This window comes from Allobosea sp. NPDC055332 (assembly GCF_053645455.1).
The window spans coordinates 986,883-1,012,527 of the sequence record NZ_JBSHMO010000003.1; the positions used below are offsets into that span (position 1 = coordinate 986,883).

25 protein-coding genes are annotated in these 25,645 nt (G+C 66.8%); 9 read left to right on the forward strand and 16 right to left on the reverse strand.

The features are described 5' to 3' along the window. Window positions 1-239 precede the first annotated feature (239 nt). The 3 genes from ACWIGM_RS20935 (at window position 240) to ACWIGM_RS20945 (ending at window position 4,871) form a co-directional block, all read left to right on the forward strand. A complete protein-coding gene (locus ACWIGM_RS20935; RefSeq protein WP_454027873.1) occupies window positions 240-1,253 on the forward strand; it encodes an extracellular solute-binding protein in 1,014 nt (337 codons plus the stop codon). Further along, the gene (locus ACWIGM_RS20940) at window positions 1,250-2,947 is read left to right on the forward strand and encodes an ABC transporter permease (RefSeq protein ID WP_454027874.1); all 1,698 of its coding nucleotides are present in this window, start codon (window positions 1,250-1,252) and stop codon (window positions 2,945-2,947) included. Before ACWIGM_RS20935 ends, ACWIGM_RS20940 begins: the two co-directional genes overlap by 4 nt. A gap of 178 nt (window positions 2,948-3,125) precedes the next feature. Further along, on the forward strand, window positions 3,126-4,871 hold the full coding sequence (locus ACWIGM_RS20945) for an AsmA family protein (RefSeq protein WP_454027875.1): 1,746 nt from the start codon (window positions 3,126-3,128) through the stop codon (window positions 4,869-4,871). 206 nt (window positions 4,872-5,077) lie between these two features. Here ACWIGM_RS20945 and gyrA read toward each other — a convergent pair whose 3' ends face one another. From gyrA to ACWIGM_RS20960, 3 genes are all read right to left on the reverse strand, one after another. Beyond that, complete coding sequence (gyrA, locus tag ACWIGM_RS20950) at window positions 5,078-7,867, reverse strand: DNA gyrase subunit A (protein WP_454027876.1); 2,790 nt, start codon at window positions 7,865-7,867, stop codon at window positions 5,078-5,080. 223 nt (window positions 7,868-8,090) lie between these two features. Beyond that, complete coding sequence (locus ACWIGM_RS20955) at window positions 8,091-8,600, reverse strand: hypothetical protein (protein ID WP_454027877.1); 510 nt, start codon at window positions 8,598-8,600, stop codon at window positions 8,091-8,093. Window positions 8,601-8,677: 77 nt separating this feature from the next. Then, a complete protein-coding gene (locus tag ACWIGM_RS20960; RefSeq protein ID WP_454027878.1) occupies window positions 8,678-9,661 on the reverse strand; it encodes a Bug family tripartite tricarboxylate transporter substrate binding protein in 984 nt (327 codons plus the stop codon). Window positions 9,662-9,904: 243 nt separating this feature from the next. On the opposite strand from ACWIGM_RS20960, the gene ACWIGM_RS20965 reads away from it, so the two are divergent. Continuing rightward, window positions 9,905-10,537, forward strand: a complete 633-nt coding sequence (locus ACWIGM_RS20965; RefSeq protein ID WP_454027879.1) for a MarC family protein — start codon at window positions 9,905-9,907, stop codon at window positions 10,535-10,537. Window positions 10,538-10,560: 23 nt separating this feature from the next. Here ACWIGM_RS20965 and ACWIGM_RS20970 read toward each other — a convergent pair whose 3' ends face one another. The 4 genes from ACWIGM_RS20970 to ACWIGM_RS20985 form a co-directional block, all read right to left on the reverse strand. Beyond that, window positions 10,561-11,946 carry a PepSY-associated TM helix domain-containing protein gene (locus tag ACWIGM_RS20970; protein ID WP_454027880.1) on the reverse strand — a complete coding sequence of 462 codons (1,386 nt, stop codon included), beginning with the start codon at window positions 11,944-11,946 and terminating at the stop codon, window positions 10,561-10,563. A gap of 103 nt (window positions 11,947-12,049) precedes the next feature. Beyond that, a complete protein-coding gene (locus ACWIGM_RS20975; protein ID WP_454027881.1) occupies window positions 12,050-12,439 on the reverse strand; it encodes a hypothetical protein in 390 nt (129 codons plus the stop codon). Between the two features lie 146 nt (window positions 12,440-12,585). Beyond that, window positions 12,586-12,933 (reverse strand): gamma-glutamylcyclotransferase family protein, encoded by a 348-nt coding sequence (locus ACWIGM_RS20980; protein WP_454027882.1) that lies wholly within the window; start codon window positions 12,931-12,933, stop codon window positions 12,586-12,588. A gap of 24 nt (window positions 12,934-12,957) precedes the next feature. After that, window positions 12,958-13,623 (reverse strand): DJ-1/PfpI family protein, encoded by a 666-nt coding sequence (locus ACWIGM_RS20985; protein WP_454027883.1) that lies wholly within the window; start codon window positions 13,621-13,623, stop codon window positions 12,958-12,960. An 83-nt stretch (window positions 13,624-13,706) separates the two neighbouring features. Here ACWIGM_RS20985 and ACWIGM_RS20990 point away from each other — a divergent pair, with 83 nt between their 5' ends. Together ACWIGM_RS20990 and ACWIGM_RS20995 are read left to right on the forward strand one after the other, a co-directional pair. Then, window positions 13,707-14,660, forward strand: coding sequence for a GlxA family transcriptional regulator (locus ACWIGM_RS20990; protein ID WP_454027884.1), 954 nt, complete (start codon window positions 13,707-13,709; stop codon window positions 14,658-14,660). A gap of 56 nt (window positions 14,661-14,716) precedes the next feature. Further along, window positions 14,717-15,250, forward strand: coding sequence for an HD domain-containing protein (locus ACWIGM_RS20995; RefSeq protein ID WP_454027885.1), 534 nt, complete (start codon window positions 14,717-14,719; stop codon window positions 15,248-15,250). Window positions 15,251-15,256: 6 nt separating this feature from the next. Here ACWIGM_RS20995 and ACWIGM_RS21000 read toward each other — a convergent pair whose 3' ends face one another. From ACWIGM_RS21000 to ACWIGM_RS21010, 3 genes are all read right to left on the reverse strand, one after another. Then, window positions 15,257-15,703 carry a GNAT family N-acetyltransferase gene (locus ACWIGM_RS21000; protein WP_454027886.1) on the reverse strand — a complete coding sequence of 149 codons (447 nt, stop codon included), beginning with the start codon at window positions 15,701-15,703 and terminating at the stop codon, window positions 15,257-15,259. Window positions 15,704-15,713: 10 nt separating this feature from the next. Next, complete coding sequence (locus ACWIGM_RS21005) at window positions 15,714-16,892, reverse strand: E22 family MetX-like putative esterase (RefSeq protein ID WP_454027887.1); 1,179 nt, start codon at window positions 16,890-16,892, stop codon at window positions 15,714-15,716. Between the two features lie 82 nt (window positions 16,893-16,974). Then, on the reverse strand, window positions 16,975-18,090 hold the full coding sequence (locus ACWIGM_RS21010; RefSeq protein WP_454027888.1) for a M20 family metallopeptidase: 1,116 nt from the start codon (window positions 18,088-18,090) through the stop codon (window positions 16,975-16,977). Between the two features lie 182 nt (window positions 18,091-18,272). Between ACWIGM_RS21010 and ACWIGM_RS21015 the strand changes: the two genes are divergently transcribed. Then, window positions 18,273-18,536 carry a hypothetical protein gene (locus tag ACWIGM_RS21015; RefSeq protein ID WP_454027889.1) on the forward strand — a complete coding sequence of 88 codons (264 nt, stop codon included), beginning with the start codon at window positions 18,273-18,275 and terminating at the stop codon, window positions 18,534-18,536. Here ACWIGM_RS21015 and ACWIGM_RS21020 read toward each other — a convergent pair. The 3 genes from ACWIGM_RS21020 to ACWIGM_RS21030 form a co-directional block, all read right to left on the reverse strand. After that, entirely contained in the window at window positions 18,523-20,109 is a 1,587-nt protein-coding gene (locus ACWIGM_RS21020) for an ABC transporter substrate-binding protein (protein WP_454027890.1), read from the reverse strand. The two genes, ACWIGM_RS21015 and ACWIGM_RS21020, sit on opposite strands and share 14 nt — an antisense overlap. Window positions 20,110-20,342: 233 nt before the next feature. Continuing rightward, on the reverse strand, window positions 20,343-21,554 hold the full coding sequence (locus ACWIGM_RS21025; protein ID WP_454027891.1) for a DUF2336 domain-containing protein: 1,212 nt from the start codon (window positions 21,552-21,554) through the stop codon (window positions 20,343-20,345). Further along, a complete protein-coding gene (locus ACWIGM_RS21030) occupies window positions 21,551-22,687 on the reverse strand; it encodes a transglycosylase SLT domain-containing protein (protein WP_454027892.1) in 1,137 nt (378 codons plus the stop codon). Before ACWIGM_RS21030 ends, ACWIGM_RS21025 begins: the two co-directional genes overlap by 4 nt. 137 nt (window positions 22,688-22,824) lie before the next feature. Between ACWIGM_RS21030 and ACWIGM_RS21035 the strand changes: the two genes are divergently transcribed. Both ACWIGM_RS21035 and ACWIGM_RS21040 read left to right on the forward strand, forming a co-directional pair. After that, window positions 22,825-23,316 (forward strand): MaoC family dehydratase, encoded by a 492-nt coding sequence (locus tag ACWIGM_RS21035; RefSeq protein ID WP_454027893.1) that lies wholly within the window; start codon window positions 22,825-22,827, stop codon window positions 23,314-23,316. Beyond that, complete coding sequence (locus tag ACWIGM_RS21040; protein WP_454027894.1) at window positions 23,316-24,194, forward strand: HpcH/HpaI aldolase/citrate lyase family protein; 879 nt, start codon at window positions 23,316-23,318, stop codon at window positions 24,192-24,194. Before ACWIGM_RS21035 ends, ACWIGM_RS21040 begins: the two co-directional genes overlap by 1 nt. A gap of 42 nt (window positions 24,195-24,236) precedes the next feature. Here the strand turns inward: ACWIGM_RS21040 and ACWIGM_RS21045 are convergent, their stop codons facing one another. The 3 genes from ACWIGM_RS21045 to ACWIGM_RS21055 are packed head-to-tail and all read right to left on the reverse strand — an operon-like array spanning window position 24,237 to window position 25,614. Next, window positions 24,237-24,428, reverse strand: coding sequence for a hypothetical protein (locus ACWIGM_RS21045; protein ID WP_454027895.1), 192 nt, complete (start codon window positions 24,426-24,428; stop codon window positions 24,237-24,239). 5 nt (window positions 24,429-24,433) lie between these two features. Next, window positions 24,434-25,039, reverse strand: a complete 606-nt coding sequence (locus ACWIGM_RS21050) for a flavin reductase family protein (protein WP_454027896.1) — start codon at window positions 25,037-25,039, stop codon at window positions 24,434-24,436. Window positions 25,040-25,044: 5 nt separating this feature from the next. Continuing rightward, window positions 25,045-25,614 (reverse strand): nitroreductase family protein, encoded by a 570-nt coding sequence (locus ACWIGM_RS21055; protein WP_454027897.1) that lies wholly within the window; start codon window positions 25,612-25,614, stop codon window positions 25,045-25,047. Window positions 25,615-25,645: the final 31 nt, after the last annotated feature.

A 25,645-nucleotide genomic window follows, 5' to 3' on the forward strand; every position in this document is an offset into this window, starting at 1 on the left:
AATGAGCCTGATCCAACCCTTTGAAGTCTTACGACTTTCGAAGCATCGAACTGACAGTAACCGCAATCACGGAATGCTCCCCGAGATTCACAGTTTAGAATTTGTGTAATCAATATCTAGTTTAGAATATATATAACTCGTTGAAACCAAAGGGAAAATTCCTTGACCGCCTTTTCCTGCCGCTCTACCGCTCCGTCCCATATGGCCGATTTCAGAGCCCCCGCCCGAAGGAGCGAGACATGACCATCAAGACCGCGCTTGCCGCGACAGCCCTGGCCTCTTGCCTGCTGGCCGCCCCTGCCTTTGCGCAGAGCGTCAACCTCTACACGACGCGCGAGCCGGCCCTGCTCAATCCGGTGATCGAAGCCTTCACCAAGGACACCGGCATCAAGGTCAATGCGGTCTTCCTGAAGGACGGGCTGCAGCAGCGCGTCCAGGCCGAAGGCGCCAACAGCCCGGCCGATGTGATGCTCGTCGTCGATGTCGGCGAGATCCAGGCCATCGCCGATGCGGGGATCACCCAGCCGGTGCAGTCGGCACTGGTCGACAAGACCGTTCTTGCCGCCCTGCGCGGCGCCGGCAACAACTGGGTTTCGCTGACCCAGCGCGCCCGGATCGTCGTCGTCTCCAAGGACCGGGTGAAGCAGGACACGATCAGCTATGACGAGCTCGCCGACCCGAAGTGGAAGGGCAAGTTCTGCATCCGCGCCGGCCAGCACCCCTACAACAATGCCTTCTTCGCCGCCTATCTCGCCCGCAACGGCGCCGAGAAGACGGAAGCCTTCCTCAAGGCGATCAAGGCCAACACTGCCCGCAAGCCCGGCGGCGGCGACCGCGACGTCGCCCGCGACATCCTCTCGGGTCAGTGCGACATCGCCATCATCAACACCTACTATATCGGGCTGATGAGCAAGGCGACGAACGAGCAGAAGGGCTGGTACGACGCGATCAAGCCGATCAAGACCACCTTCACCGGCGGCGGCACCCATGTGAACGTCTCGGCCGCGGCGATCGCCAAGAACGCGCCGAACAAGGACAACGCCGTCAAGCTGATCGAGTACATGCTCGGCGAGAAGGCGCAGCACCTCTATGCCGACGGCAATTTCGAGTACCCGGTCAACGCTGACGTCAAGCAGGCCGAGGCGGTCAAGCTGCTCGGCGTGCTGACGCCCGACACGACCCCGCTCGGCGACGTCGCCAAGAACCGCAAGGCCGCGTCCGAGCTCGTCGACAAGGTCGGCTTCGACAATTGAGCCTGAACGCATCCGCGACACATGCAGAACGGCCGCCAGCATCCCGCTGGCGGCCGTCGACGCGTCTGGTCTACGTCACTGCAGCTGCGGCAGGCCTCGTCGCGCTGCCGGTGCTGGCGCTCGCTTTCACGGCCTTGTCGGGCGAGGCGCTGACAATCTGGCCGCATCTTGCTGCCAACGTCCTGCCGGTCGCACTCTGGAACACGGCGCTGCTGCTCGCCGGAGTCGCCCTGTTCTGCGGCGCCATCGGTACCGGCGCGGCCTGGCTGGTGACGCAATACGACTTCCCCGGCCGTCGCAGCCTGGAATGGCTGCTGGTGCTCCCGCTGGCGCTGCCGACCTACATCACCGCTTATGTCTATGTTGAGATCCTCGGCTTCCAGGGGCCGTTCCAGAGCGCGCTCCGGGCGCTCACCGGCTGGCGCTCGCTGCGCGACTACTGGTTTCCCGATCCCCGCAACCTGCCGGGCGCTGTCCTGATCCTCGGCCTCGTGCTCTACCCTTACGTCTATCTCAGCGTGCGCGCGCTCTTCGCGATGCAAAGCGCCGCGCTGATCGAATCCGCCCGGACGCTCGGCACCAGGCGCTGGCCGCTGTTCTGGCGCATCGGCCTGCCGATGGCCCGCCCCGCCCTCGCCGCCGGTTTGACGCTCGCCCTGCTCGAAACCCTGAACGATATCGGCGCCAGCGAATATCTCGGCGTCCGCTCGCTAACGATCTCGGTCTATACGACCTGGATCAATCGCGGCTCGCTGGCCGGCGCCACCCAGATCGCCTGCGTCATGCTGCTCGTCGTGGTCGGGCTGATGGCGGCCGAGGCGCGCACGCGCGGAGCGCGGCGCTTCGCCTTGCCGGTCAAGCGACCACGACCTGTCGGTCGTATCCAGCTCTCGGGTAATCGCGCCTGGGCGGCGACGATCGCCTGTTTCCTGCCGGCGCTGTTCGGCGCGGTGCTGCCGCTCATCTATCTGCTCGGCGAGTTCTGGCGTCGTGACCTGATCGCCCAGGCCGATGCGACGCTCTGGCGGGCGCTCGCCAATACCGTTGCGATCTCGGCGCTCTCGGCCGCGCTGATCGTCGCGATCGGCCTTGGCATCGCCGCGGCACTGCGGCTCGGACGCGAGCGTGCCCTGCCGCTGCTCGCCCGCATCGCCTCGCTCGGCTATGCGCTGCCCGGGACGGTGCTGGCGCTCGGACTACTCGTGCCGCTCGCAGCCTTCGACAACCTCGTCGCCGATGCCGGCCGCGCGCTCTTCGGCGCCAGTCCGGGCCTGCTGTTGCTCGGGTCGGGCGCCGCGCTGGTCATCGCCTATCTCGTGCGTTTCCTCACCATCGCAGTGAACGGCATCGAGAGCGGCTATGCCCGCATCTCGCCGCGCATCGACGATGCAGCGCGCTCGCTCGGCGCCGACCGGCGCGAGCTGTTGCGCCGGCTGCATTGGCCGTTGATGCGCCCGGCCATTGCCGCGGCCGCCCTGCTCGTCTTCGTCGACTGCATGAAGGAGCTGCCGGCGACGCTGCTGCTGCGCCCGCTCAACTTCGACACCCTCGCCACGCTGGTCTACGGCCATGCCGCCCGCGGCGTCTTCGAGGATGGCGCTCTGGCGGCGCTGCTGATCGTCGCGATCGGCATCTATCCGGCGCTCAGGCTCGCCCGCGCCGGCGAACAGCCGTCAGTTTCGCGTGAAAACTGAAATGTTTCCCCGGCTTTGCAGCACCAGAGCCAGCGCTGAACTCGACATTCCCCGGTTGGAGGAATAAACCCTTGCCGCGCGACATAAATCGGCCACCCCCGGCCGATTCTGCCGCGATACCAGCTTGCCTGACGACGAGACCTCCGCCGTCGGGCCGATGAAGGCCACACGCCAGGCCATGTCACGACGCACCCTCATCCTCGGCCTCGCCGCCATCGCGCTGCTGCTCATGCTCGGGCTGCGGCCGTGGAATCTGGCGTTGTCGCAGGTCGAGCGCTCGGTCGTCGCCGGCATCGAGGCCCGTACCGGGCTCAAGGTGACGGCGCTGCGCCGCGCCGAGATCGCCTTCCTGCCCCTGCCCCGGATCAGCCTGTCGGATGTGACCTTCGTCGATCCGCAAGGCGTTCTCTCCGGCAAGGCGGCGCGTCTGCGCGCCCGCGCCAGGCTGTTGTCGCTGATCGGTGGCCAGCTCGACTTCGACCGCATCGACCTGGTTGTGCCGGAGCTCGACATCGCGGCCGCCGATACCGCCGGTGGCTATGCCGACTGGCTGGACCGCGCCCTCGGCTATCTCGCCCGGCTGGAGAGTCAGCCCCGGCTCGTCCTGACCTCCGGCAGCATCATGATGCGCTCCGGCAGCACGGTCCTGACCACATTGCGCGACGTCAACGTCGTGATCGAGGAACGCGACGCCCAGGCGCCGATCGCCCTCGCCGGTTCGATCACCTGGCGCGGCGAGCCCACGAAGATCGACCTGTTCTGGCCGGTAGCGGGCGAGCGATCGCGCACCGCCTTCTCCCTCGGCTCGCGGCTGATGAGCCTGCGCCTCAACGGCACGCGCTCCGCCACCCAGAACCTGACCAGCGGCCAGGTCGAGTTCAGCACGAAATCGCTCTCCGATGCCCTGGCCTGGATCGGGCCACGGCCGCGGATCGCCTCCCTGGTCCGCCAGGTCGAGCTGACGGCGCAGGCCAAGCTAGGACAGGGCAGCATCTCGCTCGACAGCGTCGTGGCCAAGGTCGACGGCGATCAGCTGGAGGGCGCGCTCAAGCTCGACGGTGTGATGCCGAACTGGGCGCTGTCGGGCACTCTGGCCGGCGCCGAGTTCAATCTCGGCCGCCTGCTCCGCCAGGCCGAACCGCCGGCCCAGTCCGGCAACGAATCCGCCAGCCCACCGCTCGAATTCGACGGCTGGACGACCAATGACGTCGATCTGCGCCTCTCGCTCGATTCCGCCTCGGTCGGTGCAACGCGCTTCGGCGATCTCGCGGCGCAATTGCTGATCCGCAAGGGCCGCTTCGAGGCGTCCTTGCTTCGTGCCGCAGCCTATGGCGGCACGACGCGGGCCCGCATTCTCGCCACGCCCGTAGCGGCCGGCGCCGACGTCAAGCTCCAGTTCGGCCTCGAAAAGGTGAATCTGGCGCTGGCGGCCGATGACCTGCCCGAACTCGCTCGCCTCAGCGGCACGGCGACGGGACAGCTTGCTTTCGACGGCGTCGGCAGCAACCTGGACCAGGTCGTGAACTCGTTGACCGGCCGGGCCAATCTGACGATCCGCCAGGGCGAGTTCCGTGGCATCGCCTTCCCCGACCTGCTGCGCAAGGCCGAGAAGCCGCCGACCTCGGCGCGTGACTGGCGCCAGGGCAAGAGCACCTTCGAGACCCTGCAGCTCTCCGCCCTCGCCAATCTCGGCGTGCTCTACCTCACCGAGACCCAGCTCGCCGGCTCCGGCTACAATGTCGTCGTCAACGGCACCGCCGATCTCGGCCGGCGCTGGCTCGACCTCAACGGAGCGCTGAGCTCGACCACGACCTCGACGCGCGTGCCCTTTGAGGTCCGCGGCCCGTTCTTCGGCGCCGCCTTCACGCCGGAGATCGATGCCGCCTTGCGGTCGATCGGCCCGGCGACCCCGCTGCTGCGCTGATAGAACGTCATGCTCGGGCTTTGATCCCGAGCATCTCAGGCGCAGGCGACCCGCTCAAAACGACGTGTCATCCCGGACAAGCCGCGAAGCGGCGCTGATCCGGGATCCATGCCGGGGCCTTTACGGCAAAGCTTCAGGTATGGGTCCCGGGTCGATCTGCGCTCGCCCGGGACGACTTGCGTTTGGACAAGGAAGCGAAGGAAGGCTCACGCCTCCCCGGTCGGCTCCTCACCTGCGCCATTCTCGGCCTCGCCGCTCTCGCCCTCTTCCTCGGACTCCTCGCCGATACGCTCGACCGAGACGACCTTCTCGCCCGCGGCCGTGTCGAAGATGGTGACGCCCTGGGTCGAGCGCCCGGCGATGCGGATCGGCTTGGGCCCTTCCACCGGAATCCGGATGACCTGGCCGCCATCGGTGACCAGCATGATCTGGTCGGTGTCGGTCACCGGGAACGAGGCGATCAGCTTGCCGTTGCGTTCATTGACGACCATGGCGGTGATGCCCTTGCCGCCGCGCCCGGTAACCCGGTACTCGAACGACGAGGTGCGCTTGCCATAGCCCTTTTCCGACACCGTCAGAATGAACTGCTCGGACGCGCCCATCTCGGCATACTTGTCCTGGCCGAGTTCGATGTCACCGGCAGCCTCTTCCGCGTCGGCAACCGGCGCGGCCGTCTCGTCACCGTCACCGGTCACGGCGCGGCGCGCCGCCGAGGCGAGCTTCAGATAAGCAGCGCGCTCATCCGGCGTCGCATCGAGATGGTGCAGGATCGCGAGCGAGATCACCTCGTCGCCCTTGGCGAGGTTGATGCCGCGCACGCCGGTCGAGTCGCGGCCCTTGAAGACCCGCACCTCCGGCACGGCGAAGCGGATGCTCTGGCCCTCGGCCGTGGTCAGCAGCACGTCGTCATGCTCGGAGCAGATCTGCACGTCGACGATGGAATCGCCCTCGTCGAGCTTCATCGCAATCTTGCCGTTGCGATTGACCTGGACGAAGTCGGAAAGCTTGTTGCGCCGGACATTGCCTGTCCTGGTCGCGAACATCACGTCGAGCCGCTCCCAGCTCTCCTCGTCCTCCGGCAGTGGCATCACGGTGGTGATGCGCTCGTCCTTGTCCAACGGCAGCATGTTGTTGAGGAACTTGCCGCGCGCATTCGGCGCCGAGAGCGGCAGCCGCCAGACCTTCTCCTTGTAGGCCTGGCCCAGCGAGGAGAAGAAGATGATCGGCGTATGCGTGTCGGCGACGAAGAGGCGGGTGACGAAATCCTCCTCGCGGGTCGACATGCCGGAGCGGCCCTTGCCGCCGCGCTTCTGCGCCCGATAGGTCGAGAGCGGCACGCGCTTGATGTAGCCGGCATGCGAGACCGTGACGACCATGTCCTCGCGGGCGATCAGGTCCTCATCGTCGAGATCGGAACCCCAGTCCTGGATCACGGTGCGGCGCGGCGTGGCGAAGGCGGCCTTCACCTCGGCGAGCTCGGTCTTGATGATCTCCTGGATGCGGGCGCGCGAGCGCAGGATGTCAAGATAGTTGGCGATCTCCTTGGCGAGTTTTTCCAGCTCGTCGCCGATCTCGTCGCGGCCGAGGGCGGTCAGGCGTGCCAGGCGCAGTTCGAGGATCGCCTTGGCCTGCGCGTCCGACAGACGGTAGGTGCCGTCGGCATTCATCGGGTGGCGCGGATCGTCGACCAGCGCGATCAGCGGCGCGATGTCGTCGGCCGGCCAGTCGCGCGCCATCAGCGCTTCATGCGCGGCCGACGGCGTCGGCGCCGTACGGATCAGCCGGATGACCTCGTCGATATTGGCGACGGCAGTGGCGAGACCGCAGAGGACATGGGCCCGCTCGCGCGCCTTGTTGAGCAGATAGCGCGTGCGTCGGGAAACCACCTCTTCGCGGAACTCGACGAAGGCGGAGATGAAGTCCTTGAGATTCAGGATCTCGGGCCGGCCGCCGGTCAGCGCCACCATGTTGGCGCCGAACGAGGTCTGCAGCGGCGTGAAGCGGTAGAGCTGGTTCAGCACCACGTCGGCGACGGCATCGCGCTTGATCTCGATGACGACGCGCACGCCCTCGCGGTTCGATTCGTCGCGCAGGTCGGAGATGCCCTCGATCCGCTTCTCGCGGACGAGATCGGCGATCTTCTCGACCATCGTCGCCTTGTTCACCTGGTAGGGAACCTCGGTGACGATGATCGCCTCGCGCTCCTTGCGCAACTCCTCGATATGCGTCTTCGAGCGCATCATGATCGAGCCGCGCCCGGTGTGATAGGCCGAGTGGATGCCGCTGCGACCCATGATCTGGGCGCCCGTCGGGAAGTCCGGGCCGGGCACGATCTCGATCAACTCGTCGATCGTGATCTCCGGGTTCTCGATCAAGGCGATGCAGGCATCGATCACCTCGCCGAGATTGTGCGGCGGGATATTGGTCGCCATGCCGACGGCGATGCCGCCGGCGCCGTTGACGAGCAGGTTTGGATAGCGTGCCGGCAGGACCGTCGGCTCGTGCTCCTTGCCGTCATAGTTCGGCTGGAAGTTGACGGTGTCGAGGTCGAGATCCTCGAGCAGCGGCATCGCCGCCTTGTCGAGGCGCGCCTCGGTATAGCGATCGGCCGCCGGGCTGTCGCCGTCCATCGAGCCGAAATTGCCCTGGCCGTCGATCAGCGGCAGGCGCAGCGAGAAATCCTGCGCCATGCGCACCAGCGCGTCATAGACCGCCAGATTGCCGTGCGGATGGTACTTACCCATCGTGTCGCCGACGATGCGGGCGCACTTGGTATAGGGCCGGTCGGGCAGGTTCTTGTTCTCGTGCATCGAGAACAGGATGCGCCGGTGCACGGGCTTGAGGCCGTCGCGGACATCCGGGAGAGCGCGGCTCACGATCACGCTCATGGCGTAATCGAGATAGCTCTTCTTCATCTCGTCGGTGATCGCGATCGGCTTGATGTCGCCACCGAACTGCGGGCCGTCGTCGCGCTTGTCGTCGTTGTCTTCGCTCAAGGGAAAAAGTCCCGTTTACCGCTGGTTTTTCAACGTTCTGGCTAGCCGATTCCGGCGCATGAAGCCAGCGAAACGCGATTCTATTCAGAGAAAATAAAACCGTTTTATTGCAGCAGGTTACGAGGCATTTTTGATTCGCTTTCGCGCCCCTTCCGCATTCTCGCCATGTTTGGCTGGCGGCAGCGCGCTGAAATTGGTGAAACCCTCGTCCGAGGCCTGCGAACTAGATCTTCCGGATCTGTGGAGCGAAGCGCCGAAAGGCTTCGTCGATCTCTTCGTAGCTGCAAGCCACCTCATCGAGCGAGAGGCGAAAGCCATACCGAGTGACTGGCCATCCCGCTAAGGGATCGGTGACCTTGGGCTCAAAGCGCGAAGGCTCCGGGAGATGAACCAGGACCGCCTTGATATCGCAATTGGGGTCGAAGGAATAACTCTGCACCGCGTCCCATGGCACTTTTCGTACAAATACATGGGGCGCTGTGATACCCTCCGCATCGAATACTAGGTGGATCGAGCGATCGAGCTCGCCGAAGGCTTTTCCAAAAGCGAAAAGCAGGAACAGAGCGCCGAAAAATCCTCCAACGATCGCTTCCAATCCACCCATGGGTATGGAGTAGGCAAGTGCCGACCCACCCACGCCAAGGTGGAAAAGCGCCTCCCAGCGACTCTCATTGCCGCGAAACTCGATGCGGTTCGGCGCCTCACTCCCAGCCTGCACATCGACGGCGCTCATCTGGTCAGCCTCGCCTTCCGAGTCCTCTCCGCAGTCTCGCCCAGCTTCACAAGCCGCAGCACCGCCGAGCCGCCGGTCTATTCGATCGTGATCTTGGCCTCGCGCGCGATCCTGCCAAATTTCTCGTACTCGGATGCCGTCAGCGTCGCGAGCTCGGCTGCGCTCGATGCCTTCGGATTGAAGCCGGCCTGCAGTAGCTTGTCCTTGACCTCTGGGGCACCGAGCGCCTCGACGAAGGCCGCATTGAGCGCCTCGACGATCGCCGGCGGCAGGCCGCTTGGCCCATAGACACCGAACCAGGGCTCGACCGCATAGCCCGGCAATCCGGCCTCCGCGATTGTCGGCACGTCCGGCAGCGCCGGTGAGCGCGTCGCGCTCGCGACCGCCAGAGCGGTGAGCTTGCCGGCCTGGATATGCGGCAGCGAGGCCGGAAGATTGTCGAACATCGCGCCGAGATGGCCGCCGAGGAGATCGTTGATGCCGGGCGCGCTGCCGCGATAGGCGACATGGGTCAGTTGCGTGCCGGTCATCTGCCCGAACAGCACTGCGGCGAGGTGCATCGAGGTGCCATTGCCGGCAGTGCCGTATTGCAGTCCCGGCTCCGCCCTGGCCCGGGCAATGAATTCGGCGACGGTCTTAACCGGCAGTTTCGGCCCGACCTCGAGCACGATCGTCGAGGTGCCGAGCAGGCTGATCGCGGTGAAATCCTTGCGTGGGTCGAACGGGACGCTCTTGTAGATGTGCGGATTGAGCGCGTTGGTCGAGATCGCGCCGAAACCGATGGTGTAGCCGTCCGGCGCCGCCTTCGCGACCGCATCCATGCCGATATTGCCGCCGGCGCCGGGCCGGCTCTCGATCACGACCGGCTGGCCGAGGCGCGCGCCGACCTTCTCGCCGACGAGGCGGGCGACGAGATCTGTGGTGCCACCGGCGACATAGGGCACGATGAAGCGAATCGGCTTGCCGGGATAGGCCTGCGCCTGCCCCCGGCCGGCAACGGTGATCAGCGGAGCCGCAGCAAAGGCAGCGGCCAGCTGGCGGCGGGACAAGGCATAGTCCATCTCGATGCTCCCCGGCGGCTCACGGCCGCGCAGGCCGGATGCTCGCCAATCCGGACGGGTAACGCAACCGACCGCAAGAGGGGCAACCTCGGCGTGGTCGTCGCTGCAATCGGGCTGGACAAACCGAACCAGCAGCGCAAACCCGGGTTTCCATCGAAGAGTATTGGGCACTACGATGGAATCAGGTGCTCCGTTGAAATGGCGAAGGCCCGCAAGAGCAGAGCAATAAGCTCGAGGAGAGACATGTTCGCCGAATATCTCTCCTCCGCGCTCGTCACTTTGCTGGTCACGCTCGATCCGCCGGGCCTCGCGCCGATCTTCCTGTCTCTGACGCGCGGCATGTCGGCGAGCGAGCGGCGGCAGGTCGCGGTCCGCGCCTGCATCATCGCCTTCTGCATCATGGCCTTCTTCGGCCTTGCCGGCGACATCGTGCTGAAGGCGCTCGGCGTCTCGCTGCCGGCCTTCCGCATCGCCGGCGGCTTCCTGCTGTTCTGGATCTCGTTCGAGATGGTGTTCGAGCGCCGCAACGATCGCAAGCAGGCGACGGCCGACACCGCCATCACCAAGGATCACATCCGCAACGTCGCCGCCTTTCCACTGGCGATCCCGCTGATGGCCGGCCCGGGCGCCTTGACCGCGATGATGCTGCTCGCCGGCCGGGCCAATGGCGACATCGCCATGCTGTCCTCTCTTGCGGTGATCTGCGGGCTGGTGATCCTCTCCTGCCTCGTCGTCTTCTTCCTGGCGGTACCGATCGCGCGCCTGCTCGGCGTCACCGGCAATGTCGTGCTGACCCGCCTGCTCGGCGTCATCCTCGCTGCGCTGGCGGTGCAGTTCGTCATCGACGGCATCCGGGCCGTGATCCGGAGCGGCTGAGCCGCCCCGGACCGAGCTTCGCTTCAGGCAGATCGCGCAAGCCGCCAGCGGGCGAGATCGACGAGCAGGAACGCCGCGAGGCTGAAGCCGACCAGCGGCAGCGCCCAGCCCAATCCCACGGCACTTGCGATCGCCATCGCCCTGCCCGGCCAGCCGAGCCGCAGCCAGGCCTGGACCAGCGTACGCGGAAGCGAGCAGGGCGCCGGCCGCTGCCGCCACCAGATCCGGTAGCCGAGCAGCGTCGTCAGCATCAGGGCGATACCGAGCCCCGCCATCAGCAACTGGTTCGGCCAGCCGAACAGGATGCCCATATGGGCGTCGATGCCCCAGCGGATCAGCTTGGCAATCAATGGGAAGGTCTCGAAGTCGGCCCGGCTGACGACCGCGAGGTCGCGCGGATCAAGCGCAACAGTGTCGACCTGCGTCGGCCAGCTCCGATCATACTCCCGCACCAGCCAGGCCTGGCCCTCGCCGCGCGGCGGCCGCATCTCGACATGCGGGGAATCGATGCCGGCGGCCTTGGCGGCGGCGAACACGGCATCGAGCTGGCCGACACTGCCGGGAGCCGCCGTGCCAACGGCAGGACCATGGTCACCATGATGGGCGTGCTCGTCAGCTGCGGGCGCAGCGCCGAGCTTGAGCGAGACTGAAGGCGTCACCCAGCCGAGATTGGCCCGCAATGCGTCGATCCGGTCGCCGGCATAGTTCGACCAGGTCAGGCCGGTGATCGACAGAAAGACGAGGCCGAGCGAAAGCGTCAGCCCGATCAGCCCATGCCAGCGCCGGTCGCGCAGCGCCGGGTTTACTCGCGCCCGCTCGGCGGCCTTGGGATGGCGCCGCCAGAACCACATCAGGACGCCGCCCAGAACCACCGCCCAGAGCCAGGACGCCGCCAGCTCGCTGTAATTGCGGCCGAACTCGCCGAGCAGCAGGTTGCGGTGCAGATAATCGAGCTGCGTCCGGAACGGCAGGATGCCACTAGTGCCATAGACGATGAGATCGCCCTTGATCGCCAGCGAGACCGGGTCGACGAAGATCGCCCGGCTCTCGGAGTCACCGAGGCCGGGCTGCGCGAACATCACGCGGGTCGTCTGGCCTGCCGCTGGCGCGGGGCGGATGGCGAAAAAGCGCGGCCCCTCGCCGATGTGCTTGCGCGCTGCTTCGGCCTGGGCGGCGAGCGAAGCGGGTTCGCCCGCGGTCGTCGCAGTCAATTGCTCGCGATAGATGAAACTCTCGATCTGCGGCGTCAGCACATAGAGCGTGCCGGTCAGCGCCGCGATCAGGATGAACGGGCCGACGAACAGCCCGGCATAGAAGTGCAGCCTTGCGATGAAGGCCTTGAATTCGGACGATAGGACAAGGCTGCGGCCGGTATCGGCGCGCGTGCGGATATCCGCGTGAGCGGTCATGACTGGATTTCCCGAAATGGACCTGCCGAAATGCCGCTGGCGCGCTGGCCCGGCGGAGCATTCGGTCATTGCGACGGAAGGCGGCCACAGGGCCGCCGCGGCGTCAGGTTCGGATGGGCGGCCCTCTTGGACGGGCGGCAAGCCGCTCCTGTCCCGGCAGCGGCCGCCCGGTCAGATCGTCGAAACCGACGATCGTGACGCCGGGTTCGATGCTTTCGGGGAGTGCTGGCCGGTCGGGCGGCGCGTAAGCGGCGCCGATCCAGGCGCAGCCGAGCAGGCAGCAGGCCGGCAGATGCGGCGCGGGCTCTTCGCCCGGCAAGGGCACGCCCTCGGCACCGGGCGCGCACAGCGTCAGATGCGCGGCGCGGTCGAGCAGCGCCGGGGCGAGGCTCTGCCCGGAGAGTGCCGCGCCGAACAGCCCCTGCAGCACGAGCACATAGGCCGCGATGATCGCGACCCACGGCCTGGCCCGGCTGCATCTGCTTGCGATCAAGTCTGAGATCCCGTTGAGCACGCTCGACGGCAACAGCTACCATTTTCGCGTCGCGGGAACATGCTCAACTTGCTGATCTTTCGTGAACGATCTTCCCTGCGATGAGCCTGAGAGAGCGAATGCCTCTCGGCGTGGCAACAGCAGCTCTAAGCCTTGACGTAAACCCAGGCCTCCTTGCCTGAGGCCAGCCGGACACTGATGCGCTTGTAGTCGGCGACCTCGTAACGATCGGCCGCGGCGAGCTCTTCGGCGGTGATGGCGAAGACCTTGCCGGGTACGCTGTCGGCCGGATCGTCGCTCGGCGCCACCACCGGATGGAAACGCTTGCCGCTGGTGCGGATCACCTCGGGGTCGGTGATCTCGAGCATGGTCTGGGCAAAGCCCGGCATGGCGTCGTCATGGCCGTCGAGCAGGCGCCCGAACGAGGAAAGCTGGACGTTCTCCTGCTGCAGTGTGCCATAGGAAAACAGGAGAATGCTGCGGTCCTCGGCCATGCTCGCTCCGTACCAGGCGCGACTTTATAGCGCCGCCAGCAGCTTTTCGCGCGCCGCGCGCGAGCCGGCAAGACGCTGCCTTGCCGCAGCCAGGATCGCGGCCGGCGCCTCCTGCGGCGTGCCGGCCCTGAACGGCGGCTGCGGCGCATATTCCAGCGAGAGCTGGATCAGTTGCGCCTCCTCCTCGCCGAGCAGTTCGGCGATCACGCTCAGCCCGAAATCGATGCCGGAGGTGACACCGCCGGCAGTGATCAGATTGCCGTCGCGCACCACGCGCCCTTCTGTCGGGATCGCACCGAAGCGCGCCAGCAGGTCATGTGCGTTCCAGTGGCTGGTGGCCCGCTTGCCCTTCAGCAGCCCGGCCATGCCGAGCACCAGCGATCCCGTGCAGACCGAGGTGAGATAGCGCACTTGCCCGGCCCGCTCGCGCAGGAACGCCAGAACGACGTCGTCATTCAGCAGCGGATTGACCCCGCTCCCACCCGGCACGCAGAGCACGTCGAGCGGCGGGCAGTCGGCGAAGGTCGTGGTCGGGGTCAACGTCAGCCCGGTCGCGGCTTTCAGCGGCGCCGTGTCCTTCCAGATCAGATGCACCTGCGCACCCTTCGTCGAGGCGAAGACCTCATAGGGACCGGTCAGATCGAGCTGCTGGACCTGCGGGAAGACGAGGATGCCGAAGCTGAGGGACATAGGGCGATCTCCTGATTGACGATCCAAGCCTAGCGCGCAAAGCTCTGGCCGAACTGCCAAGCATCCCTCGCTTCAGGCCAAACATGCGCCGCATCGAAATCCTGACCTTTCCCGGCGGGCAGTTGCTCGACGTCGCCGGGCCCTTGCAGGTCTTCGCCACCGCCAACGACCTCGCTCATCTTGCCGGCCGGCCCCTGCCCTATGAGACCGCCGTCGTCGCGGCCGAGAGCCGCGTCGTCACCAGCGCAAGGCTAGAACTCGGCGCAGCCACGCTGCCCGAACCCGGCACACCGCTGCACACGCTGGTCATCGCCGGTGGCTATGGTGTCAATGCCGCCTGCCGCGATGCGGCACTCGTCGACTGGGTCCGGCAGCGTGCCGGGACTGCCGAGCGCGTCGCCTCGGTCTGCAGCGGCGCCTTCCTGCTCGCGGCGGCCGGCTTGCTCGACGGCAGGCGCGCCGTGACGCATTGGGGCCGCTGCGCCGAGTTCCGGGCGATGTTCCCTTCTGTCCGGCTCGAGCCCGACCCGATCTATGTCCGCGACGGCGAGGTCTGGACTTCGGCCGGCGTCACCGCCGGGATCGATCTTGCCCTCGCTTTGGTCGAGGTCGATCTCGGCCGCGAGCCGGCGCTCGCCATTGCCCGCCAGCTCGTCGTCTTCCTCAAGCGCCCTGGCGGGCAATCGCAGTTCAGCGCCGCGCTCACCTTGCAGGACAAGGACGAGCGCTTCGACCGGCTACATGGCTGGATCGTCGAGAACCTGCGCGGCGACCTCTCGCTGGAGCGGCTGGCCGGCCAGGCCAGGATGAGCCTGCGCAGCTTCGCCCGGCATTATCGCCAGGCGACCGGCCGCACGCCCGCCCGCGCCGTCGAGGAGATCAGGATCGAGACGGCGCGCCGCCTGCTCGAACAGGGTCTCTCGGTCGCGCAGGCCGGCCGCCGCTGCGGCTTCGGTTCCGAGGAGACCTTGCGCCGCGCCTTCCTGCGCCGGCTCGGCGCCAGCCCGCAGGCCTATCGCGAGCGCTTTGCCGGATAGCGCCCGGTTCAGGCTATGATCCGCGTCCACAAGGTTGGAATTGCGCAGGAAGCCGCATGCTGAGCATCACCGAGGCGGACGAGCTGGTCGCGCGGCATCTCGGCGATGCGCCGCGCGCCAACCATTCGCGCGTCGTCGCCCATGTCATGCGCAAGCTCGCGGAAGCGCTTTCGGAGCCGGCCGAGCTCTGGGAGGTGGTCGGCCTCTGCCACGATCTCGATTTCTTCGCGATTCAGGGCGACTGGAGCCGCCACGGCCCGATGGCGGTGGAATGGCTCGGCGATCGCATCCCGCCGGAGGCGCAGCAGGCGATCGCCGCCCATGACCACCGCACCGGCATCGTTACGGATTCGCTGCTGGCCGACTCGCTCAAGGCGGCCGACGCGATCACCGTCATCGACGAGAAACTGGGGCGCCCTGCTCTCCGCTCAATCGACGCAGCGAGCCCCTATATAGCACTGCGCTCCCAACTCAGCCGGCGCTCTTACCTCGCCGACATGATCGAGCACTACGCGCTGAAACACGCAGTTCCCTTCGAGCGCTTGGTCGAGGCCGTCACCGACGCGCCGATGCAACCTCTGCCGGCCTAGGCGCCTCTACAGCGCCAGTTCCATAACCCGTTCGCCATTGGCGCGGGTCTCGCCCGTGTCCCGAAACCCTTGCGCCACATAGAAGTCATGCGGCCCACCATCGCCGGGCACATAGCTCAGCCTTGCGAGCTCATAGCCCTGCGACGGAAGGCCCTTCAGCCAGAGCCCGATCGCCTCACGCCCATAGCCTTTGCCCTGGTGACGCCCATCGATCATGAAGCGCCAGAGGAAGCAGCTCGCGCCGTCATCCTCTAGCCGCCACATGATGAAGCCGACCGGCTCCTCGCCGGCATAGATCGCCCGGAACACCGCAGCCGGATTGAAATGAGCCTGCGCGATCGAGACCGCATTGGGCGCGACGAAGCCGCTTTGCGCCTCATGCGGCTTGAGCTCGCAGATCGTGCGTACGGTCTCGGCCGTGATCTCCCGCAGCGAGACGACCGGCGTGGTCAAGCGATGCTCCTCACTTCTCCAGAAACGCTTTCACGGTCGCCTCGGCCTGCTTCATCGAGATCACGCCATCGAGATGGCCGCGCGTGCCCTGGATGGTGGCGTGGCTGACATCGCGCCCGGCCTTCTTCGCCTCGGCGACGGTGCGCTGGATCATCTCGTCCGGGAAGACCAGGTCCTTGGGCTGGCTGATGATCAGCAACGGCGCCTTGATCCGGCTCATCGCATCGGCGAGCGACTTGCCGCCGGCGGCATAGAGCTGGTTGGCCTTGACCAGATAGAGGAAATGATTGGCGTCCGAGACCTTGGCGCGGGCCTCGCCGGCATTGTCGAGAATGCTCTGGACCTGGAACTTGTTGCCGAGCGCCTTGGCGGGGTCCTCGCCTTCCTTGGCCGGGCGGCGGCCGAAGGTGCCGTTGGTCCAGTCACCATGGTTGGCCTGCAGGGTGACGACGGTCAGCGCCTTGGCGAGACCGGCATTGGGCGGCGTCTTGCCGTAATAGTCGCCCTTGTTCCAGTTCGGATCGACCAGGATCGGCGCCGCCCAGACGTCGAGCCAGGAGATCAGCTGGGCGTCGGCCTCGGCCGCGCCGATCACCGCCATCGCCTTGCCGATCATGTCGGGATAGCTCGCCGCCCATTCATAGGTCTGCAGCGCGCCCATCGAGGGGCCGGCGACCATGATGAGCTTCTTGATGCCAAGGCTCTCGACCAAGGCCTTCTGGACATTGACGAAATCGCCGATGGTCACGACCGGAAAATCGAGTGCATAGGGTTTGTTTGTGTCCGGATCGATCGAGGCCGGGCCGGTAGTCGTCACCTTCGGGTCGCCGGTGTTGAGGTTCACCAGCGTGTCGGAGGACAGGACGAAATATTTGTTGGTGTCGATCGCCTTGCCCGGGCCGATGATCGCGTCCCAATAGCCGGGAGCAGCGTCGGCGGCCGCATATTTGCCGGCAGCGTGCGAATTGGCCGAGAAGAAATGGCAGATCAGGATCGCATTGGATTTGTCGGCGTTGAGCGTGCCATAGCTCTCCCAGCCGACCTTGACGTTCTTCAGCGTGCGCCCGCCTTGCGTGGTGTAGCTCGGCAGCTCAAAGACCTTCTTCTCGACCAGAAGCTCCTGCGCGTCAGCCATTCCCGTCACCATAATGCCTGCAACAGCGAGCGCACCCGCGATCCAGCTCTTCATGCCGCACTCCTCCGCTCCGGCCGTCGCGCGGCCTTGGAGGCGATCAGAGCGGATTTGTCCGGCTAACGGAAGGGGGACGCTTTCACAGCGCCTCCAGCAGCCCCTTGATCAGCGCCCGGCGCGGCGCGATCGAGGAGATCAGCGCGTATTCCTGCAAGGTGTGGGCGCCGTCGCCGTCGATGCCGAGGCCGTCCAGCGTCGGGATCCCGAGCGCTGCGGTGAAGTTGCCATCCGAGCCGCCGCCGGTCATCGGGCAGTCCTGCAGCTCGAAGCCGACTTTCGCCGCCACCGCCCGCGCCTGCTCGTAGAGCGCCGCGACCTCCGCCGATTTCTCGTAAGGCGGCCGGTTCATGCCGCCGGTGATCGTCAGCTTCACATCCGGATCATGGGTTTTCAGCCCGAGGATGCGCTCTTCCATGACTTTGCCATCGGCCACGGTGGTGACGCGGCAATCGACGCTGAACCAGGCATGCTGCGGAATGACGTTCGCCGCCGTGCCGCCGCCGACCAGCGCCACCGTCGTGGTGATACCGCGGCCGTAGTCGGTCATGCCCTCGATCGCGAGGATCTGGTGCGCCGCCTCGCGGATGGCGTTGCGGCCATCGGCATGACGCGAGCCGGAATGCGCCGGCCGGCCTTCGAGCTTCACCTCGAAGCGGCCGACGCCCTTGCGCGCGGTGACGATCTTGCCGCCCTCGCGCGCCGGCTCGGTCACCAGCACCGCCATCGCCTCGCGGCCGATATCCTCAATCAGCGCGCGGGAGGTCGGCGAGCCGATCTCCTCGTCCGGCGTGAACAGGAAGACCAGCGGCCGCTGCACGGTGCCGGACCTGGCAGCATCCTTGAACGCCTGCAGCGCCAGCCAGGCGCCGCCCTTCATGTCGTAGACGCCAGGACCATAGAGCCGGTCGCCCTCGACGCGCACCGGCAGGTCCTTGGCGCTGGTGCCAACCGGATGGACCGTGTCGAGATGCGACATCAGCGCCACGGCCTTCTCGCCGTTCCGGACACCGGCGCGCAGGATCAGATTGTCGCCGAGGCCGTTGCGGCCGGGAATGCGCTCGACGGCGATCGGCAGGCCTTCGACCTCCTTCGCCACGAGGTCCATCATGCCGTTGACGCCGGGCACGTGATGGGTGGGGCTCTCCAGCGCAACCCAAACGGAGAGCGCGGGGACGGCGGGATCGTGAATGGTCATGATGGGGAGGTTTTTCGCAGGAAAGCGTGGCGATAACGGGACATTGGCCGATTTGCCGGCTTTGTCCATGCTGAAACGCGCCTAGCAGCCCTGCGGACGCAGCGTTTCAGAAATTTTTCGATGGGCTGTCGGCAACGCCGCTCCTCGTCCGTCCTCGAGGCAGACCCGCCGAGGACAAGACGATGCGCCCGCCCGCCGCCCCAGCCATAGCCATACTGCCGGCCATCTATTGGCTGCGCAGCATCCTGACGGTGCTCGCCGGCTTCATTGCGGTCCTCATGCTCGCGCTTCTCGCCGACCAGCTGCTGCGCTCGCTCGGCCTGCCGCCTCCGGCGGCCCAGATCACACCGGAACTCGGCCGACAGGCGCTTGCGGCCTGGCTGCGGGCAGGTTGCCTGCTGCTCGGCGGCCTCCTCGCGAGGGCCGCTCTCGCTAGACGCGCTTGACGTTCCAGAAGGTCGGGAAGCTCGGCAGCACACCCGTGAGCTTGCGGCTGAATGCCGTCGGCTGGAAATACTGGCCCAGCGGCGCGTATGGCACGTCCTCGAAAGCCTGCTTCTGCAGCTCGGCTGCGATTGTCTGCTTCGCCGGAAGGTCCGCGGCCTCCATCCAGGCCTCGCGCAGCGCCTCGATCTTCGGCGCCACCGGCCAGCCCGGCCAGGCGGCCATGCCATTGCCGCGCAGCGAGATGTGGCCGACCGGATCGAGGATGTCGATGCCGTTCCAGCCGGTGAAGAAGCAGTTCCAGCCGCCATTGCCGGGCGGCTCCTTGTTGGCCCGGCGCGTCACCACCGCACCCCAGTCCATCACCTGGTAGTCGACATTCATGCCGATGCGCTTCAACATCTCGGCGCCGACCTCGCATTCGGCCTTGAGATTGGCGAGATCGGTCACACCGAGCAGGACGACCTTCTCGCCCTTGTAGCCGGCCGCCGCCAGCGCCTGCTTCACCTTGGCGATGTCACGGGGGCCGTTCAGCACCTCCATGCCGGCATCGTTCGCCATCGGCGTGCCCGGCGGGAACAGGCCGACGCCGGTGCGCCACAACGTCTTGTCGGGGCCGCCGACCGCCTCCATGAACTCGGCCTGGTCGATCGCCATCAGCACGGCGCGGCGGATCGCCGGATTGTCGAACGGTGGATGCAGATGGTTCATCCGCATGATCGCGATCGACCCGGTCGTCTCCTTGATCGCGACCTCGAGCTTCGGATCTTTCGCCAGGAGCGGCAGGATATCGGGCAAGGGCTGCTCGACCCAGTCGATCTCGCCGCTCTGCAAGGCAGCAGCAGCCGTCGCCGGATCCGGCAGAGTGTGCCATTCGATCCGCTCGACATGGACGATCTTCGGCCCGGCGGTGCGGCCGGGCTTGCCGTCACTACGCGGGACATAGCCCGCGAATTTCTCGTAGACCGACCGGTTTCCGGCCTGGCGCTCACTGGCGATGAAGCGGAACGGGCCGCTGCCGATCACCTCGGTGACCTGCGTCGTCGCCTCGGTCTTCGCTAGCCGCTCCGGCATGATCACCGGCACCGCGGCCGTCATCTTGGCGAGCGCATCGGGCAGCAGCGGGAACGGCTTCTTCAGACGGAAGCGCAGGGATTTGTCGTCGACAGCGACGAGCTCGTCGGTCTGCGCCATCAGCGTCTGGCCGAAGGAGTCGCGCTTGGCCCAGCGGTTCAGGCTGGCGACGCAGTCCTTCGCCAGCACCGGCGTGCCATCGTGGAACTTGAGGCCCTCGCGCAGCTTGATCGTCCAGCTCTTGCCATCGGCCTCGGCGAGCGCGCCTTCGGCCATTTGCGGCTGGGCCTTGTAGCTCTCGTCCTGCCCGAACAGCGTGTCATAGGCGAGGAAGGCGTGGTTGCGGGTGACGGTCGCCGTCGTCCAGATCGGATCGACCACGGCGAGGTCGCCCTGCGGCACGAACTTGATGACGTTCTTGTCGGCCCCGCGACCGATATTGGGTTTGCTGACCGCAATGGCGGCAGCCGTGCCTGCGACGAAAGCGCGACGTGTCGGCATTTCAGGCTCCCTGGAGCCCGTTCCGATCAGCTTGCACCGCAAGCCGATCGGCAAACGGTCTCCAAACTAAAAGGAAGAGACGGATTCACCGATCAGGTTGGAACAACCTGATCGGATCCGGCTCTGCAGCAGGGCGTCGATCCGGGATGGTGAAGCCCTGGCGATACGGCGGCGCTCAGGCAATCAGCATGCCAGCGGCCGGTCAAGCGGACCGGCTCTGATGCGCGGCTCGTTCAGGCGGCGTCGCGCAGCTCGTCCAGCTCAAGCTCGACCAGGAAGCTCGGGTCGGCCTCGACCAACAGCGCCAGCGCGGCATCGTCGGCGAGCGAATCGGCCAGCAGCCGCGCCTCGTCCCGGGCGGCTTCCGCATCAAGCCGGCGCAGCAGCGCCATCAGCGCATTGGCCCCTGGCCCCTCCAGCGCCTCGCAGGCGATCAACACCTGTGCCAGCAGATGGCGGTCGATGCCGCCCACGCCGTGCTGCCCAGGGCCGGCTTGCTTCAACGCCTCGACGGCAGCCGCAAAGGCCGGCAGCAGCGCTTCCGGCATCGCTGCCTTGCGATAGAGCGCCTTGAGGCCGGCGCCGCGCCGGTCCCAGAGCAGCGCGCGCACACGTTTCAGCGGCAGATCGGACAGCGCCGCGAACGCGGCTTCGGCCAGAGCCGGCTCGCCGCTCAGCAGCGAGCGCAGGATCACGCCCGGCGTCAGGCGGCCATTCTCGCGCAGGCAGTCGACGATCGCCGGGGCATCGCTCGCCTCGCCGCCGGCGGCGAGCGCGACCGCGACCCGCTCGGTCGATTCGCGGGCGAGCCGGGCACTGCGTTCTTCGGTGAGCCAGCCGCAGCCGGAGACGAAGGCGGCGAGCGTATCGGAAACCTCGGCCGCGATAGCCTGGCGCAAACCCGCCGGAAGATCGTCGCGCGCCAGCATGGCCTCGCGCACCGCGCCGGTCGTGCCCTCGCGCTCGAAGATGCGCTCCAGCGAGAAATCGCGAAGCTCCGCTGTCGGATTGGCGAGCAGCGCGAGCAGCGCCTCCTCGCAGCCGACCTCGGCCAAAGCGGCGCAGATGCCGGGTGCCAGCCAGGGCCGCTGCGCGATCGCGCGCTGGGCGAGGTCATCGCCGATCGCCGCGGCATCGACCAGATCGGCCTCGGTCAGCACGGGTGACTGCGCCAGCAGCAGTGCAGCAATGTCGCTCTGTTCGGCGATCAGGCCGAGCACCAGATTGCGCGGCGCCTGCGGGGCGGCAGCGAGCTCCTCGGCGAGCGCGCGGCGCACCATGGGCGAGGGATCGTCGACCAGCGCGATCAGCGCCGTCTCGGCCTCGCGCCTGTCCTCGGGAGACATCGCCGAGCGCAGATAGGCTCCCGCCAGCGCGGCGGCGCCTTGCGCCCGCGCCTCGGCCGGAGCGGTGCGGGCCCAGAGCAGGAAGCGGCGCACGATCATCCGCGCCTCCCATGGGTCATGAACTGGCTGAGATCGAGCGGCCCGCGCCGCGGCTTGCGGGTCGGAGCCGTTTCGCTGGAAGCCGTCTGCGTATCGGCCACCGCAAGGTCGCGCGGCCGCGACGGCGGCAGTGGTGTGTTGACAGTGGCCGTCGCAGTCGTGCCGCCCGCGCTTTCGGCCTTGGCGGCCTTGCTCGCGGGCGAAGCATTGCCCTCGCTCGCCGCCGAACCGACGCGCGGGAAATAGCGGGTCGACGGATCGTCGTCGACGGCTCGGGATGCGCCGCCACTGCGCGGCGTCGTCCAGAGATTGGCGACCGCCTTCGAGACGGGTGTACGCGGCCCTTCGGTCGAGAACAGGCCGATCAGTCCCTTCGCCCGATCCGGCGCCAGCGCGGCGGCGATCGGCACGACCGGCGGCTCGGCGGCATAGGCCGTGGCGGTCGTGGCCGCCCCCGTGGGCCGCGCCTGCGCCAGCATGGCGCCGGTCGTCGCCGCGACCTGGGTGTTGGCATGGCTGGCGGCGAGCAGGCCGTAGACCTCCTGGGCGCTGCGGGCCCGGCCGGTCTTGTCGTAGAAGATCGAGCGGTTCGCGGCGGCCGCTTCCGGGAAATCGCGAGCGGCGGCGCGGGTCGGATCGCTACCGGCCGTGCGGATCAGGTCGGAAGCGCCGCGCGCACCCAGCACATGCGCCATATAGAGCTCGCCGGCCTGCGGCTGGCGCCCGAGCGCCTGGCCAAGCTGCTCGGCATTCTTCTGCGTCAGCGCCCCCGCCATCACCGTCGCCACATGCGGATCGGTGCGCAGTTGCAGTATCTTCTCACGCAGCGCCGGATCCGACACGGTCAGCCGGCCGCTGCCGTCCTCGCTGATCGCGCCGGCATAGTTGGCCATGCCCTGCTTCGGCCCCTCCTGGCGCATCATCGAGAGCCAGGTCTGCTCGATGAACTGGAACAGCCCGGTCGCGCTCGAGGTGCGCGCCTTCGCATCCGGTTCGAGCGATGATTCGCGTTGCGCCGTCTTCAGGAGATAGTCGAAGCCGACACCGGTCTTGTCCGCGCCCTCCTTGATGGCGCTGACGACCGGGTTGGCGGGCGTTGTCTCGCGGGTGCTCGGCGTGCTGAAAAGGAACATTGGGTCACTCGGGCCGCTGCCGTTCCAGACGGACCGGAGCACCCAAAGAGACTGGACCGATTATGGTAAGCGAACCGTTAAAACGGCCGTTTGCCAGACCCGGCCCAGAACGGAAAAAGTGCCACAGGAGCAAGATGATGGCGGAAGCGGCGCGGCATAAGCGGGGCGGCCTCTATTTCGAGGATTTCGAGATCGGCGCCTCGATCGAGCATCGGCTGACCCGCACGGTCACGCAGATGGACAACATGCTGTTCTCCAACATGACGCTGAATCCGCAGCCCTTGCACATCGACGCGCATTTCTGCGCGACCGAGACCGAATGGGGCAAGCCGCTGATGAACTCGCTGTTCACGCTCGGCCTGATGATCGGCATCTCGGTCAACGACACCACCGTCGGCACGACGATAGGCAATCTCGGCATGACCGACGTCACCTTCCCCGCCCCGCTCTTCGAGGGCGACACGGTGAATTGCGTGACGGAGATCATCGCCAAGCGCGAATCGAAATCGCGGCCGGACGCCGGCATCGTCGACTTCCACCATCGCGCCTACAAGCAGGACGGCACCTTGGTGGCGCAGTGCCGCCGCCAGGCCTTCATGAAGAAGCGCCCGACCGAAGGACAAGCCTGATGCGCTCGCTCCTCTTCGTTCCCGCCGATAATCAGAAGAAGCTGCAGAAGGGCCTGGAGAGCGGCGCCGACGCGCTGATTCTCGACCTCGAGGATTCGGTCGCGCTGGACGCCAAGCCGGCGGCGCGCGAACTCGCCCGCGACTTCCTGAAGGAAGTCAGTGCCCGGGCCAAGCGCCCGCGCCTCATCGTGCGGGTCAACGCGCTGACCACCGGCATGACAGAGGCCGATCTCGACGTCGTCATGGAGGGCAGCCCTGATGCGGTCATGCTGCCGAAATCCGAAGGCGGCCCCGACCTCAGTCATCTGGCTGCCCATATCGCGGTGCGCGAGGCCGAATATGATCTGCCCGACGGCGGGACCAAGATCATCGCCATCGCCACCGAGACCGGAAAGGGCATCTTCGGCCTCGGCAGCTATGCCGGCGCCAGCCACCGCCTCTCCGGCCTGACCTGGGGGGCTGAGGATCTTTCGGCCGATCTGGGCGCCGAGACCAACCGGCTCGCGAACGGCACCTACACCGATCCCTACCGGATCGCCCGCTCGCTCCTGCTGTTCGCCGCCTCGGCCGCGCAGGTCGACGCGATCGACACCGTCTTCACCGCCTTCCGCGACGAGGCGGCGCTGCGCGCCGAATGCATCGCCGCACGCCGCGACGGCTTCACCGGCAAGATGGCGATCCATCCGGCGCAGGTGCCGGTGATCAACGAGGTTTTCTCGCCCTCGCCCGAATCGCTCGCCCGGGCCGAGGCGATCATCAAGCTTTTCGACGAGAACCCCAGTCTCGGCGTGGTCGGGCTCGACGGCGAGATGCTCGATCGGCCGCATCTGATGCGGGCTCGCCGGCTCAAGGCGCGAGCTGACAGATTGCGTCAATGACCCGGCACAAGCGATTCGGCTGATTCGGGTTTCACGTCCCGATCACGGCGTCCCGATCTGCCGGCACTGATGCCGAGCCGCGGTGGCGAGGCATTCCTGCGCCTTCTTGGCAGCGTTGAGCTCGCGCAGCAGCCAGAAGCCGGCCCCGATCATCACCAGCACGGCGATGATCGCGAGCAGGTTGACGGTCATGCGCCATTGCTCGTCCGGCTCCTCGTCCTGGCGCCGGACCATGGCTCTCAGCCTCCGGCCGGGCGGGTGATCGAGAACAATTCGCTGACCTCGGCATAGTCGGCGTAGCCGCAGCGCGCGATCGGATTGGCCTTGGCCGTGTCGAAGCGGCCATCACTCACGAAGGCCTCGTCGACATAGGCCGCGACGACCTGGCCGAGCACCATCCAGCGCGGCACGTCATTGCCGTCGATGTCCCTGAGCTGCTGGATCGATAGCAGCTTGCATTCGAGCGCGGCCGGGCTCGCCGCCACCCGCGGCGGCTTGACCAGACGCGATGGCGCCATCTCCAACCCGGCATGGCGATACTCGCTCTCGCCGCGCGGCAATGGCGCCGACGTCAGGTTCATCTGCTGGTCGAGCACTTTCGTGACCAGGCTGCAGGTGAACTCGCCTGTCTCCTCGATGAAGGCGACGGCATCCTTCTTGTTCTCGGAGGAGAACATCACGATGTTCGGCCGCGACGAGATCGCGTTGAAGAAGCTGTAGGGCGAGAGGTTGACCTCGCCCTTCGCATTGACCGCGCTGATCCAGCCGATCGGGCGCGGCGCCACGATCGCCTTGAACGGATCGTGCTTGAAATCGAGATCGCGCCCCTCATTGGTGTAGTACATGGCGCTCAGGCTCCGAACCGGCTGACGATGGCGGTAAGGTCCGGCCGCTCGCGGTCGGCCGGGCGGCCATCCGCCTTGCCGAGATGGACGAAGCCGGCGATGCGCTCGTCGGGCTCGAGCCCGAATGCGTCCAGCACCTTGCGGTCGAAGGCGAACCAGTTGGTCAGCCAGGAGCCGTTGAAGCCAAGCGCCTCGGCAGCGATCAGCATGTTCATGCAGACGGCCCCGGCCGAGAGCTCCTGCTCCCATTCCGGGATCTTCTCGTGCTTGCGGGCCCGCGAGACCACGGCGATCACGACCGGGGCATGGAGCAGGCGCTTGCGTTCGAACGCCACCTTGTCCTCATCGGCCTGCGGATTGCGCTCCCTGAACACATCCGCGACGATCTCCGCGGCCTTCTCCTTGGCGGCGCCGGAAAAGACGATGAAGCGCCAGGGCGCGAGCTTGCCATGGTCCGGCACACGCGCCGCCACCGTCAGAATGTCGCGGAGCTGGGCATCGTCCGGCCCGGGAGCGGTGAGAAATTGCGGTGGTACCGAGCGGCGGAGCTTGAGCAGGGAGAGCGTGTCGGTCATGAACGATCCGGAAGATGGCGCGGCAATGGCG